Genomic DNA, 20869 nt, shown 5'->3' on the forward strand with positions numbered 1-20869 from the left:
CCATCATCGTAGGACTGCTATTAAGTTTTGCCGTAGGCTGTGCGCACTTCGTCGAACAACAGGTACTCTACCCGGGTGGCGACAACCTTGTTATTGAGGGGGTTAATGAAAGCGAACTATTAAAAATTTATCATTTACAGAAGCGCACATTGTCTAGCAAGCAACACTTACCGTTCTATTTTGGTGATGCCGAAACGCTGACCAGTGATTATGTACCGCCGACACTTGACTTAACCTTTACCTATACCGATGCACCGGAAGGTATAGATCCAGTAAGAAAATATCACCTGGAGCTCGAACCTTCAGTTAATAAAACAATTCGCGCCAAAGGTATCGTAATTCTACTGCACAGCTACAGTACCAATGCTCAGTCGGTTCTCTTTGATAGCATCGCGCTGCAGCTACAAGGCTACCACACAGCTATCGTTGATTTACTTGGGCACGGTACTGCACAGGACCAACCGGTGAGCTTTGGCCAAGCAGATGTTAGGCGTCTGCATCGGTTAGTCACAAAGCTAAAGCGGCAATATCAGCTACCCATAATTTTATATGGCAAATCTTATGGTGCTTCCATCGCTGCGCAGTATATTGAATCGTATGGCAATATCGCTCGATTTATCGCTGTCGCCCCCATGACCGACTTCACTCCGGCCGCACTGCGTATGGCTAAGAGCTCACACTCATTTATCACTTCGTTCGTATCTGACCAATGGCTACAGGACACCTTCGAAGAAGTACTTATCAACCACCAAACCAGTTCGCGTCGGCTATCCACACCACGTGTTTTATTGCGTCAACCAGAGAAGTCGCTGCCTCCGACATTGATTGTAATCGGCTCGCTAGACAAAATCAGTGATTCTGACCAACTCAAACGCCTGGAAAACATTGACAGGATTCAAATAGAAACACTGGATAACCGCGGTCATATTGAAATGATGATTTACGATAATCACATCAACTCTGTTATCGAAGATTGGCTAAAAAACTCAGTCGTCGACAAACAACTTATGACGGCCCCCCAAGAAAAAGATCAACAAGGACGATGAATTTGGACATGATGAAGGCATACCGCAGCAACATTGAGGGTTAGCTTTTGTGTTTGAGTGCGCCCTTTATAGCTTGCTGCAAAGCTTTAATCACTGAATAAAATTAATTTTTCAATTCGCCAGAGGACGATTCAATATGGGCGCGGACAAGCCACTGAAACTGCTCTAACTCACCCAGTTGCCCGGTTAACATGTCTTCAGATACTGGATCGAGCTCAGCCAGTATTTCCATAGCTTCTCGGTGGTCACCGTTGACGCCATTGTAAACTTTGTCCAGAGCAACTAAATGCTCTGCCACTAACCCTTTACCTAAAGAGTAGTCTTCCCATCTGCGACGCTCTGAAATCGCTTTAGGCGTACCTACTGGAACTCCACCTAACATTGCAATTCGCTCTGCGATGGTATCAGTCATTTCTCGCACTGCGTCTACTTGCGGATCTAACATTTCGTACACACCAATGAAGTTCGGCCCTACAACGTTCCAATGCACATGTTTTAGTGTCAATTGCAGGTCAAGCAATGCGACTAGGTGATCATCAAATACCCAGGAAGATCGCTTTGTGGCAGCGCAAGGAAGAAGAGTTCGCTATCACGGAGTGTCGAAGGCCAAGGATGGCCTTCGTCAAGCCCACAAGGATGTGCTCGTAGCGTCTCCGTGATAGCGAACTCTTTTTCCTTAGAAAGCAGCCACAAAAAACCCGGCGCGAAGGCCGGGTTTTGTTTAAGCGTTGGCGGGATATTACCAGCCAGTTTTCTCTGCAACAGCTTTGCCGATGTCGGCTAGGCTGCGTACAGTTTTAACGCCTGCTGCTTCAAGTGCAGCGAATTTCTCGTCAGCAGTACCTTTACCGCCGGCAATGATGGCACCAGCATGGCCCATACGTTTGCCCGGAGGCGCAGTAACACCAGCAATGTAAGAAACAACCGGCTTAGAGACATTATTTTTTATGTACTCTGCCGCTTCTTCTTCCGCTGTACCGCCGATTTCACCGATCATTACGATAGCTTCGGTTTCTGGATCTTTTTCGAACAGTTCCAGAATATCGATGAAGTTAGAACCCGGGATAGGGTCACCACCGATACCAACACAGCTAGACTGACCAAAACCTGCGTCAGTAGTCTGCTTAACCGCTTCGTACGTCAATGTACCTGAACGTGACACGATACCCACTTTACCTTTCTTGTGGATGTGCCCAGGCATGATACCGATTTTGCACTCGTCCGGAGTGATAACACCCGGGCAGTTTGGACCGATCATGCGCACGCCTTTGTGCGTCAGGTATTCTTTAACGTAAAGCATATCCAGCGTAGGGATACCTTCAGTAATACAAACAATCAGTTCGATACCAGCGTCTGCTGCTTCGATGATTGAATCTTTACAGAAAGGAGCTGGTACGTAGATAACTGAAGCAGTTGCGCCAGTTGCTTCTACAGCTTCTCTTACAGTATTGAATACAGGCAGACCTAAGTGCTCTTGACCACCTTTACCAGGTGTAACACCGCCAACCATTTGCGTACCGTAAGCAATAGCTTGTTCAGAGTGGAAAGTACCCTGACCGCCAGTAAAGCCCTGGCAGATAACTTTGGTATTTTTATCGATCAAAATGCTCATTATTGACCTCCTGCCGCAGCAACCACTTTATCGGCAGCATCAGATAAGCTCTCTGCAGCGATAATGTTCAGGCCACTTTCGTTCAATTTCTGGGTACCCAGTTCAGCGTTGTTACCTTCAAGGCGAACAATAACTGGAACTTTAACACCCACTTCTTCAACAGCGCCGATAATACCTTCAGCAATCATATCGCAACGTACGATACCACCGAAGATGTTAACCAATACGGCTTTAACAGAGCTGTCTGACAGGATAATTTTGAACGCTTCAGAAACACGTTCTTTTGTCGCGCCGCCACCAACGTCAAGGAAGTTAGCTGGTTCGCCGCCACTCAGTTTAACGATGTCCATAGTACCCATCGCCAAACCAGCACCGTTAACCATGCAACCAATGTTGCCGTCTAGTGCTACGTAGTTCAGTTCCCATTTAGCCGCTTCTGCTTCACGCGCGTCGTCTTGTGACGGATCGTGCATTTCACGGATTTTAGGCTGACGGTACAATGCGTTGCTGTCGATGCCAACTTTCGCATCCAGACAGTGAACGTTGCCTTCGTCAGTGATAACCAATGGGTTAATTTCTAACAGTGCTAAGTCGTACTGTTCGAACATTTTCGCCAGGCCCATGAAGACCTTAGTGAACTGCTTAACCTGGTCTGGAGTCAGACCCAGTTTAAAGCCTAGTTCGCGACCTTGGTATGGCTGCGCGCCAACCGTAGGGTCAATTTCAGCTTTCAAGATTTTCTCAGGTGTTTCTTCAGCAACGGTTTCAATTTCTACGCCGCCTTCGGTTGATGCCATGAACACGATTTTGCGTGAAGCACGGTCAACAACTGCACCTAAGTAAAGCTCGTCTGCAATGTCAGTGCAGCTTTCAACTAAAATCTTAGCAACCGGCTGACCTTTCTCGTCGGTCTGGAAAGTTACTAAGTTTTTACCTAACCACTGCTCAGCAAATGCGCGAACGTCGTCTAAACTTTTCACTAATTTCACGCCACCCGCTTTACCGCGGCCACCAGCGTGAACCTGACATTTGACAACCCAAATGTCGCCACCAATACGTTTTGCCGCTTCTACCGCTTCATCAGCAGTGTCGCAGGCATAACCTTCAGATACTGGCAAACCAAACTCTTTAAAGAGTTGTTTACCCTGATACTCATGCAAATTCATGATGCTCTTCCGATTCGTTGAAACAACTTAAGCAGCTAAAGTGCTGCCTACCCGAATACCGCGCCGAATTTTAACCTGCTCGGCGCATAATTAACAGCCGCAAGCTAAATTGCATTGCGGCTGGTTCTCAGCGTCTTTAGATATCCAGGATAAGACGTTGAGGATCTTCTAATAGCTCTTTCACGGTAACCAGGAAACCTACCGATTGTTTACCATCAATAATTCGATGGTCATAAGAAAGAGCCAGGTACATCATCGGTAAGATTTCGATCTTACCGTCTACCACCATCGCCCGCTCCTGGATTTTGTGCATACCCAGAATAGCGCTTTGTGGTGGGTTCAGAATTGGCGTTGAAAGCAGTGAACCAAATACACCACCGTTAGTAATGGTGAAATTACCACCCTGCATTTCATCCATAGTTAACTTACCGTCACGGCCTTTGATAGCCAGGTCACGAATACCATTTTCCATATCCGCAATGCTTAAACGGTCAGTGTCGCGCAGAACTGGAGTTACCAGACCACGAGGCGTTGATACCGCAATGCTGATATCGAAGAAATTGTGGTAAACAATATCGTCGCCATCAATGGATGCGTTGACGTCTGGGAAACGTTTCAGTGCTTCAGTTACAGCTTTGACGTAGAAGCCCATGAAACCAAGACGCGTGCCGTGAGTTTCTTCAAACACGTCTTTGTACTTCTTACGCAAGTCCATAATTGGCTTCATGTTGATTTCGTTAAACGTGGTCAACATCGCGGTGTCGTTCTTAGCTTGCAACAGACGCTCAGCGATACGTTTACGCAGACGTGTCATTGGTACACGTTTCTGGTCACGGTCACCTGAAACGGCTGGCTGTGAAGACTGCTGTTTGCTGCTATCCGAAGACTTAGAAGACTGAGCTTTCACGTGTTTTTCCACGTCTTCTTTAGTGACGCGACCGCCCTTACCAGTGCCTTTAACGTCACTTGGCTTAAGGCCGTGTTCACCAAGTAAACGACGAACCGCAGGACCCGCTACTTCGTTGTCACCGTCATCGTCTTTACTTTCTGAAGAAGATTCAGATTTGCTGTCATCGGACTTGCTTGAACTACCGCCAGCAGACCCACCAGCTTCGACAATACCGATAACGTCATCAGCACCGACTGTCGCGCCTTCTTCGTGCTTAATTTCAGCTAAAACGCCATCAGCCGGAGCAACCACTTCCAGAACCACTTTATCGGTTTCAATATCAACCAGGTTCTGGTCACGTTTTACTGCATCGCCAGCTTTAACGTGCCAGGTAGAAACAGTGGCATCAGAGACTGATTCTGGCAGTTGAGGAACTTTAACTTCCATTTTCTCGCCAGAACCTTTTTTGTCAGAGCCTTTGTCTTCTGAAGAATCAGATTCTTTTTTCTCTGACTTCTTGTCGTCGTCTGAGTCTTTATTGTCTGATTTATCGTCAGATGCCGACGCACCGTCACCTTCTTCAATTTTTCCGATAACTTCTTCAGCTGTTACGGTAGTGCCTTCTTCGGCAGTAATTTCGCCCAAAACACCGTCTGCTTCCGCAACCACTTCCAGCACTACCTTGTCGGTTTCGATGTCAACCAGATTCTGGTCGCGAGACACTTTATCGCCAGGTTTTACGTGCCATGTTGCAATTGTTGCATCTGCAACAGACTCGGGTAATTGAGGAACTTTAATATCAATCGCCATGGTTCATCTTCACCTATTTAATGGTTAGCGCTTCGTCAACAAGGTTTTGCTGCTGCTTGTTGTGCTCTGAAATGTATCCGACCGCCGGTGCGGCTGACGCACTACGACCACGATAAGACAACTGAGCTCCTTTCGGAATTGCGGCCCAGAAGTGATGCTGGCTGCTATACCATGCACCCTGGTTCTGAGGCTCTTCCTGACACCAGACAAAATCTTTAACGTGCTGATAATCTTTCATAATTTCTGCCACTTCTTCCGCAGGGAACGGATACAGCTGTTCGATACGAATAATGGCAACATCTTCTTGTTCACGCTCGCGGCGTTCTTTCAGTAAATCGTAGTAGACTTTACCTGAGCAAAATACCACGCGTTTTACTTTTTTCGGATTCAGATCATCGATTTCACCAATCGCGTTCTGGAATCCAAGATCCGCTAAATCATCCATTTCTGAAACCGCTAACGGATGACGTAACAATGACTTAGGCGTCATAACAACTAACGGACGGCGAACCGGACGTAAGTGCTGACGACGGATCATGTGGAAAACCTGTGCAGGCGTTGTCGGTACACAGACTGACCAGTTGTGATCGGCCGATAATTGCAGGAAACGCTCAAGACGGGCTGAACTGTGCTCAGGACCCTGCCCTTCGTAACCGTGCGGCAATAGCAATGTTAAACCACATAAACGTCCCCATTTCTGCTCGCCAGAACTTAAGAACTGGTCAATAACAACCTGGGCGCCGTTAACGAAATCACCAAATTGAGCTTCCCACATAACCAGAGACTGCGGTTCAGCCGTAGCGTAACCGTATTCGAAGGCCACAACTGCAGCTTCTGATAAAACTGAGTCATAAATTTCAATTTGCCCCTGATCTGAACCTAAATTGTTCAGTGGCATATAGGTAGAACCATCTTTTTGGTTATGCAATACCGCGTGGCGGTGGAAGAAGGTACCACGGCCGCTGTCCTGACCGGTCAAACGAATATGAGTGCCGTCGTTAACTAAGGTGGCATAAGCCAAAGTTTCAGCGAAACCCCAGTCCATTGGTTTATCGCCTTTCGCCATTTTCAGACGTTCTTGATACACTTTTTCAACGCGGGAATTCAGCTTGTCTTCTTCCGGATACTGAGTGATTTTTTCGCCCAGATCTTTCAGCTTATCTGCTGAGACTTTGTAGTCGTACTCAACGTCCCAGTCGTTTCCTATGTAGGGAGACCAGTCAACAGAGTGCTGACGCATAGGACGGTGTTCATCAACCACCACTTCGCCTTTATCTAATGCATCACGATAGTCAGACATCCACTGCTTAGCCGTGTCTTCATCAACTATCGATTTCTCTATCAGACGCTTGCCATAAAGCTCGCGGGCAACGGGCTGTTTTTTAACTTTTGCGTACATCAGCGGCTGTGTTGCACTTGGCTCATCGGCTTCGTTATGTCCATGACGACGATAACAAACCAAATCAATAACCACGTCGCGCTGGAATGCATTACGGTAATCAAGCGCTAACTGAGTGACAAAAACAACGGCTTCAGGGTCATCCGCATTAACGTGGAAAATTGGCGCCTGCACCATTTTGGCAATGTCAGTACAATACTGAGTAGAACGCGCATCTTCCTGTTTAGATGTAGTGAAACCAACCTGGTTATTCACCACGATACGGATAGAGCCGCCTACACGGTAAGCACGTGTCTGCGACATATTGAACGTTTCTTGTACCACACCCTGACCAGCAACAGCAGCGTCACCGTGAATGGTAATAGGCAGAACTTTTTTGCCTTTCGGATCTTTCAGACGATCCATGCGTGCACGAACCGAACCCATAACAACCGGGTTTACAATTTCCAGGTGCGACGGGTTAAAGGCCAAAGCAAGATGGACGTCGCCGCCCGGCGTTGCATAGTCAGAAGAGAAGCCCATGTGATACTTAACATCACCCGAGCCCTTTGTGCTGTCATGCTTTCCGGCAAACTCGTCGAATAAGTCCTGTGGTTTTTTACCCAGAACGTTGACTAAAACGTTCAAGCGACCACGGTGAGCCATGCCAATAACCACTTCTTTGGCACCCTGCTCACCAGAGCGTGAAATGAGTTCTTTCAACAACGGAACCAGACTGTCGCCACCTTCTAATGAAAAGCGTTTAGCTCCCGGGAATTTTGACCCAAGATACTTTTCCAGTCCGTCAGCGGCTATCAGTTCTTTTAAAATTTTAGTCTGTTGTTCTTTTTCAAACTTGGGCTTTCCAAGAACACCTTCCAACCGTTGCTGAATCCAGCGTTTTTCCTCGGTTGAAACAATGTGCATGTATTCGGCACCAATAGAGCCACAATAAATATTTTCCAGCGCTTCGTGAATATCACTCAGCTTCATTGTGTCTTTGCCAACAGCTAAAGAGCCGACATTAAACTCGCGTTCTAAGTCGTCTTTGCTTAAATCGTGGAAGTTTAATGAAAGGTCTGGAACGGTTTCCTGCTTCCATAAACCAAGAGGATCAAGGTTGGCGTGCTGATGGCCGCGGAATCGATAAGCATTGATGAGCTGTAAAACTTTAACTTGCTTCTGATCTGCGGCAGTCGTACTGCCTGTTTGAGATTGTTTGAGCTTATTCTTAGCGGCCTGGCGAAACTGCTCCCGGACATCGCTGAGTTTAGTATCAACAATGTGATTATCCTTCGGCAACGCATCGAACATTTGACGCCATTCATCACTGACTGCCGTCGGATCATCCAGATAAGCCTCAAACATTTGTTCAATGTAGGCAACGTTACCACCGGCTAGATGCGATGTTTCTAACCATTCACGCATTACACCATCTTGCATTGCGTTTCCTTCACCTGAATAGATAAACCGTTTTTATAAAAAAATAGCCATCCTTTGTGGGATGGCCATCCACAACATCAACCGTTCAAATTGGCGCGACAATATAACGAGTTAAACAGCGCGACTCAAAAGCATCGATTTGATGTGTCCAATAGCCTTTGTTGGATTCAACCCTTTTGGACATACGTTAACGCAGTTCATGATTCCGTGACAACGGAATACACTAAAGGCATCATCGAGTTCATCCAAACGCTCGTCTGTTGCTGTGTCACGACTATCAATTAAGAAACGATAAGCGTGCAGCAGACCAGCAGGTCCAACAAATTTATCCGGGTTCCACCAGAACGATGGGCATGATGTTGAACAGCATGCACATAAAATGCACTCGTAAAGACCATCAAGCTTAGCACGGTCTTCCGGCGACTGCAGTCGTTCACGCGCTGGTGGCGTTTTGTCATCGTTGATAAGGTACGGTTTGATTTTCTCGTACTGCTGATAGAACTGGCTCATATCAACAATCAAATCACGAATGACCGGCAAGCCTGGTAGCGGACGAATCACAATTTTGTCTGATTTCAAAGAAGACAAGTGAGTGATACAAGCCAAACCATTTTTACCGTTAATATTCATACCATCGGAGCCACAAACACCTTCACGGCACGAGCGGCGAAACGCCAGCGATGGATCTTGTTCTTTCAATTTGATCAGTGCTTCTAGCACCATCAAATCCTGATTATCCTCTACTTCCAACGTGTACTCTTTCATGTGAGGCGCGTTGTCGACATCAGGATTATAACGATAAACTGAAAATGTGTATTTTTTCATATACCCTCCAACTTAGTAGGTACGAGCTTTCGGAGGGAAAGCTTCACGCAGTTTAGGCGCCATATTGACTTCCCGCGTCACCATATCTTCCTTTTCAGGACGATAAACAGTGTGTACTAACCACTTCTCATCATCACGATCCGGGTAGTCTGCACGGCTGTGAGCACCGCGGCTTTCTGTACGGAAGCTGGCAGCAACTGCAGTTGAGTAAGCCGTTTCCATCAAGTTATCTAGCTCAAGGCACTCGACGCGCTGAGTATTAAACTCTTTGGAGGTGTCATCAAGACGGGCGTTTTTCAGGCGTTCGCGAATTTCGCGCAGCTCAGCAAGCCCTTCTTTCATTGAATCGCCTTCGCGGAAAACCGAGAAATTAAGTTGCATGCACTGTTGCAGGTCTTTCTTAATTTGTGCCGGATCTTCGCCTTTCTGAGTATTTTCCCAACGATTATAACGCGCTAGTGCAGCGTCAATGTCGTCGCTGCTTGCTTCTCTGGCTTCTACGTTAGCCGCAAGCGTTTCACCCAGATGCATACCGGTTGAACGACCGAATACCACCAAATCAAGCAGTGAGTTACCACCTAAGCGGTTAGCACCGTGTACAGATACACAAGCAATTTCACCACAAGCAAACAGCCCTTTAACGTGAGATGTCTGACCATCGTCACCAACAGTCAGGACTTGTCCATTAACATCCGTTGGAATACCGCCCATCATGTAGTGACAGGTAGGAATAACCGGAATTGGTTCTTTTACCGGATCAACGTGTGCGAATGTACGTGATAAGTCACAAACACCCGGCAAACGACTTTCCAGGGTTTCTTTACCCAGGTGATCCAGTTTCAGTTTAAGGTGAGTACCCCATGGGCCTTCACAACCACGTCCTTCACGGATTTCAGTCATCATAGCGCGGGAGACAACGTCGCGTGACGCCAAATCTTTCGCGTTTGGCGCATAACGCTCCATAAAGCGTTCGCCGTCTTTGTTCAGCAGGTAACCGCCTTCTCCACGACAACCTTCTGTAACGAGTGAGCCCGCTCCGGCAATACCGGTTGGATGGAACTGCCACATTTCCATATCTTGTACAGGAACGCCAGCACGTAGAGCCATACCAATACCGTCGCCAGTGTTGATATGAGCATTGGTCGTTGAAGAATAAATACGACCAGCACCGCCGGTAGCAAGAACAACGGCTTTAGCTTTAACAAAGTAAACTTCGCCGCTTTCGATATCCATGGTGGTTACACCACAAACTTCGCCGTCTTGGTTCTTAACGATATCCAGCGCGTACCATTCTGAAAATACGGTGGTTTTTTTCTTCACGTTTTGCTGATAAAGCAAATGCAGCAAAGCGTGACCGGTACGGTCAGCTGCAGCGGCAGTACGAGCAGCCTGCTCGCCACCAAAGTTCTTCGACTGACCACCAAATGGACGTTGATAAACTTTGCCGTTTTCAAAACGCGAGAATGGTAAACCTAAGTTTTCCATTTCTAAAATAGCTTCAGGGCCAGCTTTACACATGTATTCGATAGCGTCCTGGTCACCAATATAGTCCGAACCTTTAACGGTATCGAACATGTGCCATTCCCAGTTATCTTCATGCGCATTACCTAATGCTACGGTAATACCACCCTGAGCAGAAACTGTGTGAGAGCGTGTTGGAAACACTTTGGACATCAACGCGCAGCTCAATCCCTCTTGGGAAATTTGCAGTGCTGCTCGCATGCCGGCACCGCCAGCACCAATCACCACTGCATCATATTCTAAAGTTTTAACAGTCACTTAAACACCCCACAGTACGAATAAGCCAGTGAGCCAAACAGCGATCAGACCAACGCTGAAAACCAGTTGGATAAAAGCTCTGAGACCGGACGCTTTCACGTAGTCTGTTGATACTTGCCAAATGCCAATCCAGCCGTGAATTAACACAGAAGATAAGGCCAGCATAGTGAACACTTTCATCCAAATGTTGGCAAACAACCCACTCCACACTTGATAAGTTACATCTGGCGTAGAAAGGAAGAACCCAGCCATGAACAGTGAATATAGAACCATTACAATCGCGCTGGCTCTCAATAAAATAAAGTCATGAGAACCGCTACGACCAAAAGTAGCTGCTGCTGTTACCATAGCCAAACTCCTACTAATACGGAAAAGATCACAGAAAGAGCAATTGAGACAATTGCGCTGATTCTTCCGGAATCGAGTTCTTCCCAGTAGCCCATGTCCATTACTAAGTGACGCAGACCAATGATTAAGTGAAATCCTAGCGCTGTCAAAATACCCCAGCCAATAAATTTAGCGATAAAGCTGGTCATGATACTCTCGATTTGAGCAAAGCCTTCAGGGCCACTAAGTGACACGGCAAAAGCCCAAATTAGAAAAGCCAGAGAGAACAGCATAGCAACACCGGAAATACGATGCAGTATGGATGCTTTGGCAGCGGCAGGAAGCTTGATAGTTGATAAGTCTAAATTAACAGGTCTTTCTTTTTTCACGATAGATTGCCTTTTAATAAAGCACAAAAGAAATGCAATTTTCGTTTGCGCGACACAGAAACATGCCACCAATACGGCGCAAAGTATATCTAGCCAAGCTATTAATTACAACGACAAACTCAGATTTGAACGCTGACTAAAATACGCTTTACTACTAAAGTCTAACCTAACAAGATAATTCTTCAATCTGAGTAATCTTTTCGTCATGTTTATTACGTATATTTCGCTATAATTGGTTCATGTTCCCCGATTAAAATTGACATTTACGGGCATGATCGAGTTAAATTAGCGCACTTTTTCAAAGTAGATAGCGAGGAGAATTCCTTATGGCTGATCGTAAAGCCACTTTACAGATTGACGGCCAATCCATTGAATTGCCGGTACTATCACCAACGGCAGGAAAGGATGTAGTTGACGTCCGAACTCTGGGAAAACATGGTTATTTTACTTTTGACCCAGGGTTTCTGGCTACAGGCTCTTGCGAGTCGGCTATCACCTATATAGATGGTGAAAACGGCGTTTTACTGCACCGCGGTTACCCTATTGGTGAGTTAGCAACTAAAGCAGATTACTTAGAAGTTTGCTACATGTTGTTGCACGGCGAAGCTCCTACCGAAAAGCAATACCATGAATTCAAAAACACCATTACTAAACACACTATGGTGCATCAGGGAATTCACAATTTCTTTAATGGTTTCCGTCGCGATGCTCACCCTATGGCAATGTTATGTGCCGTAACGGGAGCTTTATCATCGTTCTATCATGATGATCTGGAGATTCACGATGAAAACCAACGTTTACGTAGTGCTTACCGTCTGATTGCAAAAATTCCAACAATTGCAGCAATGGCTTATAAATTCAGCATTGGTCAACCTTTCGTTTACCCACGTAACGACTTAGGTTATGCAGAAAACTTCCTGAACATGATGTTCTCGGTTCCTGCGGAAGACTACAAAATAAGCCCTGCGGTAGCTCGCGCTATGGATCGCATCTTTACTTTGCATGCTGACCACGAGCAAAACGCATCAACGTCAACAGTACGCCTTGCCGGTTCTTCTGGTGCTAACCCTTACGCATGTATCGCTGCGGGTGTTGCGTCTTTATGGGGACCAGCCCATGGTGGTGCAAACGAAGCTTGCTTGCGTATGCTGGCTGAAATTGGCTCTGTTGAAAACATTCCAAAATATATTGAGAAAGCAAAAGACAAAGACGATCCTTTCCGTCTAATGGGCTTTGGTCACCGTGTATACAAAAACACCGACCCTCGTGCAACGGTAATGCGTGAATCTTGCCACGAAGTACTGAAAGAATTGGATCGTGATGATCCATTACTTGACGTCGCAATGGAACTGGAGCGTATCGCTCTGGAAGACGACTACTTCATTGAAAAGAAACTCTTCCCTAACGTTGACTTCTACTCAGGTATCGTACTGAAAGCTATTGGTATTCCTACCAATATGTTCACCGTTATCTTTGCGCTGTCACGTACTGTCGGCTGGGTTTCTCACTGGCACGAAATGATGGGCGAAGAAAACCAGAAAATTGGTCGTCCTCGTCAGTTATATACTGGTTATACAAAACGCGAGTTTTCACCAATTAAAAAATAAATTGGTTTGAGTTAAGAAGGCGCTCGGTTGAGCGCCTTTTTTTATGCCCGCTCTTAATTAGTTTGAGTACATTGCTTTTCACACCTTACAGAACGTGCAACGAAGCCTTAAATTCTTTATACTACGTCGCATTTCGTTGGTCGCCAAAGAGAGAGCTGACAGACAAATTCATTTTCAACGTGCTTTAGCAAGTTGCAGATAATTACAGAGAGGCTTATGCAGCAAGTAGTCAATGTACAACAACCCATCATTACACCACGTAAATTCAAGGTATATCAGCATCGCCAGTTAGATAAAATTGAGGCGTTAAAGAAAGTTCCTGATGACATGCGTTTTGAAATGAAAGTCGTCGCTAATGTACTGCCATTCAGAGTTAATGAATATGTATTTAACGAACTGATTGACTGGGAAAATGTACCCAATGACCCGCTGTTTCAGCTAACTTTCCCGCAAAAAGATATGCTGGAGCCTTCTGCGTACCAGCGCATGGCAGACCTAATGTCAGGCAAGCACACCACCAATGAAGTGTTTGATTTGGCGACTCAGCTACGCGATGAAATGAACCCTCACCCTGCCGGACAAATGCAAATGAATGTGCCGCATGTTGACGGTGAGCCTTTGCCGGGCATGCAGCATAAGTACCGCGAAACGGTGCTCTTTTTCCCGGCTCAGGGGCAGTACTGCCATTCTTACTGCACTTTCTGCTTCCGTTGGGCGCAATTTGTCGGTAAAGCTACCCGCTTTAATTCAAATGACGCGGATCAATTGCACCGCTATCTGGCTCAGCACAAAGAAGTTACTGACTTGCTGGTGACCGGCGGCGACCCTATGGTTATGCGCACGCGCAAGCTGGCCCATTACTTAGAGGGTTTACTGCAACCTGAGTTCGAGCACATTAAAACCATACGCATTGGCACTAAATCATTAACCTTCTGGCCATATCGCTTTATCACCGACCCCGACGCGGACGATTTACTGCGTTTATTAGAGCGCTTAGTTGATGGTGGCAAGCATGTGTCGATAATGGCGCATTTAAACCACCCGAATGAATTACGCACTGAAGTATGTCAGGAGGCCATTCGTCGCCTGCGCGCTACAGGTGTTCAAATCCGCTGTCAGGCTCCTTTACTCAAGCACATTAATGACGACCCGGATGTCTGGGCTTCTATGTGGGAGAAGCAGGTACAACTCGGATTAATCCCTTATTATATGTTTGTCGAGCGGGATACCGGAGCAAAACGTTACTTTGAAGTACCGCTGGAGCGTACCTGGGAAATTTTCCAGAAAGCGTACCAGCAGGTTTCAGGTATAGCTCGTACCGTGCGAGGCCCCTCGATGAGTGCCGGCCCGGGGAAAGTAGAAGTTCAGGGTGTTACTGAAATTGCTGGTGAGAAAGTCTTTGCCTTACGCTTTATCCAGGGGCGCAATCCGGACTGGGTACAACGTCCCTTCTTCGCTAAATATGATCCGGATGCCACCTGGCTGCATCACTTAAAACCAGCTTTTGGTGAGGAAAAATTCTTTTTCGAAGATGAGTATTCAAAAATGTCGGCGATGGATTAATCATCGCCTGCCAGTTTTCGTGCCCGCTGCAGGTCCTCTTCAGTATCAATGCCTGTAGCCGGTGCGAGAATGGCTTCAGCGACATGAATACGTTCTCCGTGCCAAAGCACCCGCAATTGTTCTAACGACTCAAGCTGTTCAATAGGGCTTGGCTCCCATTCAATATAACGTCTGACAAAACCCGCCCGATAAGCATAAATACCAATGTGACGATGATAATGCTCAGTAACGACATTTGTCGCCCGGTCGGCAGAAAAGTGCTCTCTGTCCCACGGAATTGCGGCACGGCTAAAGTACAGCGCATAACCCGCAGCATCGGTAACCACTTTTACTGTATTCGGGTTAAAAATATCTTCAGCGTCAGTAATGGGCACGGCCAGTGTCGCCATAGGTGCCTGCCGTTGATTGGCTAAGTTATCGGCAACCTGTCGAATAATTTCAGGCGGAATAAAGGGCTCATCACCCTGAACATTAACCACCACCTCGTTTTCTGCCAGAGCTAATTGTTCGATAACTTCAGCCAAACGTTCCGTACCCGAGGAGTGTTCACTTGAGGTCATCATGACGCGACCACCAAACTTATCAACGCCCTCTTTAATCCGCATATCATCGGTAGCAACTATGACTTCGGCAGCGCCACTAGCCTCAGCTCGCTCAACCACATGCTGAATCATCGGTTTACCGGCAATATCGGCTAAAGGTTTGCCCGGCAAGCGGCTGGAACCGTAGCGAGCTGGAATGACAACGGTAAAACTCATGAAGGAACCTTTTCTAACTCTTCTGATGATAACTCGCGAGCCTTATCCGCTATAAGCACGGGAATATTCTCGTCTATTGGATATGCGAGGCGTTCTCCGCGGCATACTAACTCGTCTTTATCGGCGTAATAGGTCAGTTTCCCTTTACACTTTGGACACGCCAATATTGCTAATGTCGTTTTATCGATGGCCATTTTTCTTCCTTTCCAGCTCTGCCAATAAGTTAGTTTTCATCACTTCGGGCAGCTTCGCTTCAATTGTTTGGTAATACCAGTCAGCTTGCGCAAAAGACTGGCATTTACCAGCATCTTTTTCTGTCATTAATATAGGGTTACTAGCCAGGTTAGAAAAGTCCTGTTGACTAAAAGCGTGATGATCCGCAAAGCTCTGACTGTTCTCCAGTTCAATACCCTGCTCAATTAGCGAGTTAAAAAATCGCTGCGGATAACCAATACCAGCCACGGCATTAAATTTGCTCTCGGTTTTTAACGCAACTTGCTCGTTATTATCAACCCGGTACCAGTTGCCAGGCTCGACATCCACAACATGTCGGGCGAATGCATGACGACCATAGTTAGAAATAACCCAGTCCGCACCTTTGAGACGCCATGGGCCTTCCCGTAATGGGCCCGCAGGCAAAAGCCATCCATTTCCGGTGCCTCGTTCAGCGTCTATCATAATTAATTCAATATCGCGTTTGAGTGCATAATGCTGTAACCCGTCATCACAGATAATAACGTCTACTTTGGGGTGTTGTTCCGCCATAAGCTTTGCAGCCTGAGCTCGTTTGGGCGCAATAACAACAGGGCAGCCAGTGCGACGACGCATGAGCAAAGGTTCATCACCGGCTTTTTCCGGAGAGTCGCTCTCTAAAACCTCATAAGGAAAAGGCCCTTTTGCACCGTAACCACGACTGATAATGCCCGGATTCCAGCCCTCATCTTTGAGCCATTGACTTAAGGCCACAACCATAGGTGTTTTGCCAGTGCCGCCCACGCTAATGTTTCCCACTACTATGACCGGAACATCAGCTTTATAGCGTGGCATTAACCCCAAAGCATAAAAACTGCGACGCAAATTTGTTACCAGCCAAAACACCAGCGACAGTGGTGTCAGCAAAAACAGTAAAGGGTGCAGCCTGGCTTTATACCACTGCTTTTGAAGCCACATTAGGCGCCTCCACTAAACTGTAAGTTATGCAGCTGAAAATATGCGCCTTCCTGATCAAGCAATTGCTGGTGTGTACCGCGTTCAATAATCTCACCATTGTCCATAACTAAAATTTCATCAGCATTTTCAATGGTTGATAAACGGTGTGCAATGACAATAGCTGTACGGTTTTTACGTAAGGTTCCCAGGGCATCCTGAATATGACGCTCGGACTCAGTATCCAACGCCGATGTCGCTTCATCCAGTATCAGAATAGGCGCGTCTTGTAATAGCGCACGGGCTATGGCTATACGCTGACGCTGACCACCGGATAACATCACCCCATTCTCGCCCACCATAGTATCCAGGCCTTTCGGCATGCTGTCGGTGAATTCAGTAACGTATGCTTGTTCAGCGGCTTTAATAATATTTTCACGTGATACATCTTTTGAAGCGCCGTAAGCAATGTTGTTTGCTATGGTGTCGTTAAACAAGGTTACATGCTGAGACACCAGCGCAAACTGACGCCTTAGGCATTTCAGTTTATAATCGTTAATATTGTGGCCATCAAGCAAAATGCTGCCCTGCTCTACATCGTAGAACCGCGTAAGCAAGTTCGATATTGTCGACTTACCACTACCTGAACGGCCCACCAGCGCCACAGTTTTGCCCTGATCAACTTTAAAATTAATGTGCTCTAACGCAGGTTCATCATCTTTTTGATAAGAAAAGGTCACATCATCAAAAACAATATCACCTGCTGCACGATCAACCACTCTCGAACCTTTATCAACTTCAATCGGCTCGTCCAGAATTGCAAACACGCTGGTTGCCGCCGCAATACCGCGCTGGAAATCACTGTTTACGTTAGTCAGCTGCTTTAACGGGCGCAGCAACATGATCATAGCGGTAAGTAACGTAGTAAAAGCACCGGCCGAAAGCTCACCCAGCATTTCTGGAAAACTGGCAATAACCAGAACCATAGAAAGGCTTAACGAAGCTATAAACTGAATAACTGAAGTGCTGATAGCCCGGGTATTCACCAGCTTCATATTCTGGTTACGGGTAATATTATTTATTTCCGAAAAACGTGTCGACTCACCTTTTTGCCCCTGATGCATGATCACAACCTTATGGCCGTTGATCATTTGCTCTGCAGTTGTGGTTACATTACCCATAGCGGTCTGAATACGACTACTTACTTTACGGAAACGACGTGAAACAACCCCGACAACTTTTGCAACCAAGGGGCCTATCACCAAAAATACCAATGATAATTGCCAGCTTTGATAAAACATCAAACCCAATAAACCGGCGACGAACGCGCCTTCTTTCACCAAGACCAAAACGGCCCGGCTACTCGCTTCCGCCACCTGTTGAGTGTCATAAGTTATTTTTGAAATCAAGTCACCGGTTGAATGCTGGTCATGGAAACCCACCGGCAGTTTCATCATATGGTCAAAAAGCTGCTGCCGCATTTTAGTAACGACTTTAAAACCCACCCAATGCAGGAAATAGCTGGAAGCAACATTCAAAGAACCACGAAGGATGAAAATAAAAGGAACAAAGAGGGCACCGTAAAGCAATATATTAGAGTCTTGCTCTGTTAACCCATCATCTATTAACGTTTCAATTTGGGATAAGAACAATGTATCAATGGCAGAGTAACCAATCATACACAGGATAGCAGCGATAAAAGCTGCCTTATAAGGTTTGATATAACCTAATAAGCGTTTAAAGGTCGTCTTCTTTTTAAGCTGAGAATCCATGTAGTCTCAAATAAGTCATTAACACTTTTGCTATTCTACCTGTTTTCAAAGGGTAACTCCAAACTCCATGTGTTGCCGTCACTAACAATAGTCAGTTGCCCGCTGTCCCTGGTTCCAAACCAGGGCTTTTGAGTACGGGAGAGCCTTTCCAGTGTATAGCGGTGAGGAAAGTCATAGCCACTATGCTTACCGTAGCTGATAAGATAGACGTCAGCATTAACCGCCTGTAACAGAGGCCAGCTGGTCGATGTTTTGCTGCCATGGTGTGGAATTAACAGAACATTAGAGTTAGCTTCTGACTGTTTATGTAAAGACTTCAACAATAATTGCTCTGCCGTCATTTCAATGTCACCGGGCAAAAACATACTGAAGTTTTTATAACTGATGCGTAGTACACATGAACGATTATTTTTACTTAACCGATTTGTATTCTGATACGCAGGCGTTGGCCACAAAACCTTCCATTGCATGCTATTCCATTCACCTGTATCACCGGCGCGACAAGGTTTATCACTGGCATCCCCGCGCCACTCTAGCTGAGGATACCTTTGCCTAAGAAAATCTCTGCCGCCGTTATGATCTCTGTCGCCATGGCTGATAAAAACCAGCTCAGGGCGCAAACCATGGTAATTAAGAAAAGGTTCAATAACAGATTCTGCAACACTGAAACCGGAGTTAAACTCAATACCGGTATCAATTAGCATGGCTTTACCGTCTTTCTCTAGCACCACAGCCTGACTTTGGCCCACGTCCAGAACATGAAGACGCAGTTTCCCGTCCCGTTGATTAAAAAATAAAAAAGCAGCAACAGGCAAACACAGTAATAGACCTAACCGATGCCAGCCGCGGCTTACCGGCAACAACAAAGCCGCAGCAAGTGCGAACAAAGCAGCAAACCGCGCTGCACGGGTTATTGGCCATTGGTTCAGTTCCAGCCAATTAGCCGGGTGCCCCGCTACAGCTTCCAATAGTGGGTTCAAATAGCTAACGGGAAATTCAGCCAATTGCCAAAAAAGGACAGCGAAACCAGAATCAAACAACACCAAAACCGTTCCTATTAAAGCCAGCGGCAATAACCAAAAACTGATAACAGGTAACACCAACAAATTGACGACGGGAGCAAAAAGCGAAAAACCACCAAATAATAAAAATGATAAAGGAGACATCACCACCAACAGCAGCCACTGAATTGACCAGAGGCTTTTTACCGCGGAGAAACGACCACGACTTTTGCTCCATCGCCAACTGGCAAGAAAAAGTGCGGCAACGGCAGTAATAGATAACCAAAAACCGGGATCCTGCCAGGCAAAAACATCAACCACTAATACTGCTGCCACCACTCGCAACAATAAACTTAGCGGATTTAATTTGAGATTTAACACAATATGCAGAAGAACCACCAGAAACATGGTTAACGCTCTGACAGTCGATATTGAGAAATCTGCCAGGCCGGCATAACCAGTTACCGCCATTGCCGCGAAGGCTAGCGACCACAGTCGGATGTTTAGCCGCTCTCTGGTTTGTAAGCTGATGGGAAAACAGTAAAAACAAAAACGAAAGAACAAGACAGCGGCTCCGGCGACCATCCCCAAATGTAAACCGGAAATGGCCAGGCTATGAGCTAACCCCGTTTTTTGCCAAATTTCACGAGTGGCAGAGGTCAACAAGCTGCGTTCGCCAATCGTTAATGCAGCCAATATACCCGGTTCAGATAAGTCAGCTTGTTCTATGCCATTGAAAATTTTTTGTCTAAAACTGATTGAACGGGTCAATTTTTCGCCGTCTTTAACTGTTCCTAAGGCATAAATATTATTGCGCAGTAAGTATTGCCGGTATCGAAAACTCCCCTGGTTGCGATAGTCAGTTGCCTGTTTCAACTTCACTTCCAGTTGCCAACGCTCACCAGCTTTCGGCACCTGTTTATGCTGGCTGTTATACCAGTTCAGTTGGACCCGGGGTTGCTGCCAGAATGGCAAAATTTTACCAGACAGAACTTCTACCCGGCCTGTCATACGTATATGAAAAGGGTAACGACGCGATATTTCATCTACAACAAGCGTTAGCTGAGTTTCCCGGTCAATCAACCGGTCAGGTACAGCGCGTAAATTTTGCCAATAAAGGTTGGCATTAGCCCATAAAATACCGCAAAATAACACCATCATTAGTAGTACGATGGTTCGCTGTTTTACTTCCCTCTGTCTAAAATACAAAAAAGCATAAGCTATCGCCAAAAGTAGTAGAGCGATAGTTGAAACAATTAGCCAAAATTTAATGTCAGAGTGTAACGAGGCGGACAATATTCCGCCGATAAAGACCAGTAACCAACGATCCATCGTTGCTCCTTCCCTGGGGCAGTAAC

Annotated in this window: 16 protein-coding genes and 1 pseudogene; 3 read left to right on the forward strand and 14 right to left on the reverse strand. The window is 46.3% G+C overall.

Annotation, left to right across the window (positions count from 1 at the left end; all coding sequences use genetic code 11):
• Positions 1 to 2: 2 nt before the first annotated feature.
• Positions 3 to 1046 carry an alpha/beta hydrolase gene (locus RJ32_RS08635; RefSeq protein WP_034821286.1) on the forward strand — a complete coding sequence of 348 codons (1044 nt, stop codon included), beginning with the start codon at positions 3 to 5 and terminating at the stop codon, positions 1044 to 1046.
• 103 nt (positions 1047 to 1149) lie between these two features.
• Here RJ32_RS08635 and RJ32_RS08640 read toward each other — a convergent pair.
• From RJ32_RS08640 to sdhC, 9 genes and pseudogenes are all read right to left on the reverse strand, one after another.
• A pseudogene (locus RJ32_RS08640) lies at positions 1150 to 1584 on the reverse strand (Dps family protein); the annotation flags it as partial.
• A 201-nt stretch (positions 1585 to 1785) separates the two neighbouring features.
• Positions 1786 to 2658, reverse strand: coding sequence for a succinate--CoA ligase subunit alpha (gene sucD / locus RJ32_RS08645; RefSeq protein ID WP_011234743.1), 873 nt, complete (start codon positions 2656 to 2658; stop codon positions 1786 to 1788).
• Positions 2658 to 3824 carry an ADP-forming succinate--CoA ligase subunit beta gene (sucC, locus tag RJ32_RS08650; RefSeq protein ID WP_011234744.1) on the reverse strand — a complete coding sequence of 389 codons (1167 nt, stop codon included), beginning with the start codon at positions 3822 to 3824 and terminating at the stop codon, positions 2658 to 2660. The genes sucD and sucC overlap by 1 nt, the downstream gene beginning before the upstream one ends.
• Before the next feature lie 136 nt (positions 3825 to 3960).
• Complete coding sequence (odhB, locus tag RJ32_RS08655; protein WP_011234745.1) at positions 3961 to 5523, reverse strand: 2-oxoglutarate dehydrogenase complex dihydrolipoyllysine-residue succinyltransferase; 1563 nt, start codon at positions 5521 to 5523, stop codon at positions 3961 to 3963.
• A 13-nt stretch (positions 5524 to 5536) separates the two neighbouring features.
• The gene (locus RJ32_RS08660) at positions 5537 to 8344 is read right to left on the reverse strand and encodes a 2-oxoglutarate dehydrogenase E1 component (protein ID WP_034821290.1); all 2808 of its coding nucleotides are present in this window, start codon (positions 8342 to 8344) and stop codon (positions 5537 to 5539) included.
• A gap of 111 nt (positions 8345 to 8455) precedes the next feature.
• Positions 8456 to 9169 carry a succinate dehydrogenase iron-sulfur subunit gene (locus RJ32_RS08665; RefSeq protein WP_034821292.1) on the reverse strand — a complete coding sequence of 238 codons (714 nt, stop codon included), beginning with the start codon at positions 9167 to 9169 and terminating at the stop codon, positions 8456 to 8458.
• 12 nt (positions 9170 to 9181) lie between these two features.
• The gene (gene sdhA, locus RJ32_RS08670) at positions 9182 to 10948 is read right to left on the reverse strand and encodes a succinate dehydrogenase flavoprotein subunit (protein ID WP_011234748.1); all 1767 of its coding nucleotides are present in this window, start codon (positions 10946 to 10948) and stop codon (positions 9182 to 9184) included.
• The gene (gene sdhD, locus RJ32_RS08675; RefSeq protein WP_011234749.1) at positions 10949 to 11296 is read right to left on the reverse strand and encodes a succinate dehydrogenase, hydrophobic membrane anchor protein; all 348 of its coding nucleotides are present in this window, start codon (positions 11294 to 11296) and stop codon (positions 10949 to 10951) included.
• Entirely contained in the window at positions 11290 to 11664 is a 375-nt protein-coding gene (gene sdhC / locus RJ32_RS08680) for a succinate dehydrogenase, cytochrome b556 subunit (protein WP_011234750.1), read from the reverse strand. Before sdhC ends, sdhD begins: the two co-directional genes overlap by 7 nt.
• A gap of 326 nt (positions 11665 to 11990) precedes the next feature.
• On the opposite strand from sdhC, the gene gltA reads away from it, so the two are divergent.
• Positions 11991 to 13271 (forward strand): citrate synthase, encoded by a 1281-nt coding sequence (gltA, locus tag RJ32_RS08685; protein ID WP_011234751.1) that lies wholly within the window; start codon positions 11991 to 11993, stop codon positions 13269 to 13271.
• A gap of 216 nt (positions 13272 to 13487) precedes the next feature.
• The gene (locus RJ32_RS08690) at positions 13488 to 14834 is read left to right on the forward strand and encodes a KamA family radical SAM protein (RefSeq protein ID WP_011234752.1); all 1347 of its coding nucleotides are present in this window, start codon (positions 13488 to 13490) and stop codon (positions 14832 to 14834) included.
• Here RJ32_RS08690 and kdsB read toward each other — a convergent pair.
• From kdsB to RJ32_RS08715, 5 genes are read right to left on the reverse strand one after another with little or no spacing between them, the layout of a single operon-like run.
• A complete protein-coding gene (gene kdsB / locus RJ32_RS08695) occupies positions 14831 to 15592 on the reverse strand; it encodes a 3-deoxy-manno-octulosonate cytidylyltransferase (protein ID WP_034821294.1) in 762 nt (253 codons plus the stop codon). The two genes, RJ32_RS08690 and kdsB, sit on opposite strands and share 4 nt — an antisense overlap.
• Positions 15589 to 15786: a Trm112 family protein gene (locus RJ32_RS08700; RefSeq protein ID WP_011234754.1), complete on the reverse strand. Its 198-nt coding sequence runs from the start codon at positions 15784 to 15786 to the stop codon at positions 15589 to 15591. Before RJ32_RS08700 ends, kdsB begins: the two co-directional genes overlap by 4 nt.
• The gene (lpxK, locus tag RJ32_RS08705; RefSeq protein ID WP_011234755.1) at positions 15773 to 16762 is read right to left on the reverse strand and encodes a tetraacyldisaccharide 4'-kinase; all 990 of its coding nucleotides are present in this window, start codon (positions 16760 to 16762) and stop codon (positions 15773 to 15775) included. The genes RJ32_RS08700 and lpxK overlap by 14 nt, the downstream gene beginning before the upstream one ends.
• A complete protein-coding gene (gene msbA / locus RJ32_RS08710) occupies positions 16762 to 18510 on the reverse strand; it encodes a lipid A export permease/ATP-binding protein MsbA (RefSeq protein WP_034821296.1) in 1749 nt (582 codons plus the stop codon). The genes lpxK and msbA overlap by 1 nt, the downstream gene beginning before the upstream one ends.
• A 35-nt stretch (positions 18511 to 18545) precedes the next feature.
• A complete protein-coding gene (locus tag RJ32_RS08715) occupies positions 18546 to 20843 on the reverse strand; it encodes a DNA internalization-related competence protein ComEC/Rec2 (protein ID WP_034821298.1) in 2298 nt (765 codons plus the stop codon).
• Positions 20844 to 20869: the final 26 nt, after the last annotated feature.

Origin of the sequence: Idiomarina sp. 28-8 (genome assembly GCF_000320945.2) — a bacterium.
Lineage (GTDB): Bacteria > Pseudomonadota > Gammaproteobacteria > Enterobacterales > Alteromonadaceae > Idiomarina > Idiomarina loihiensis.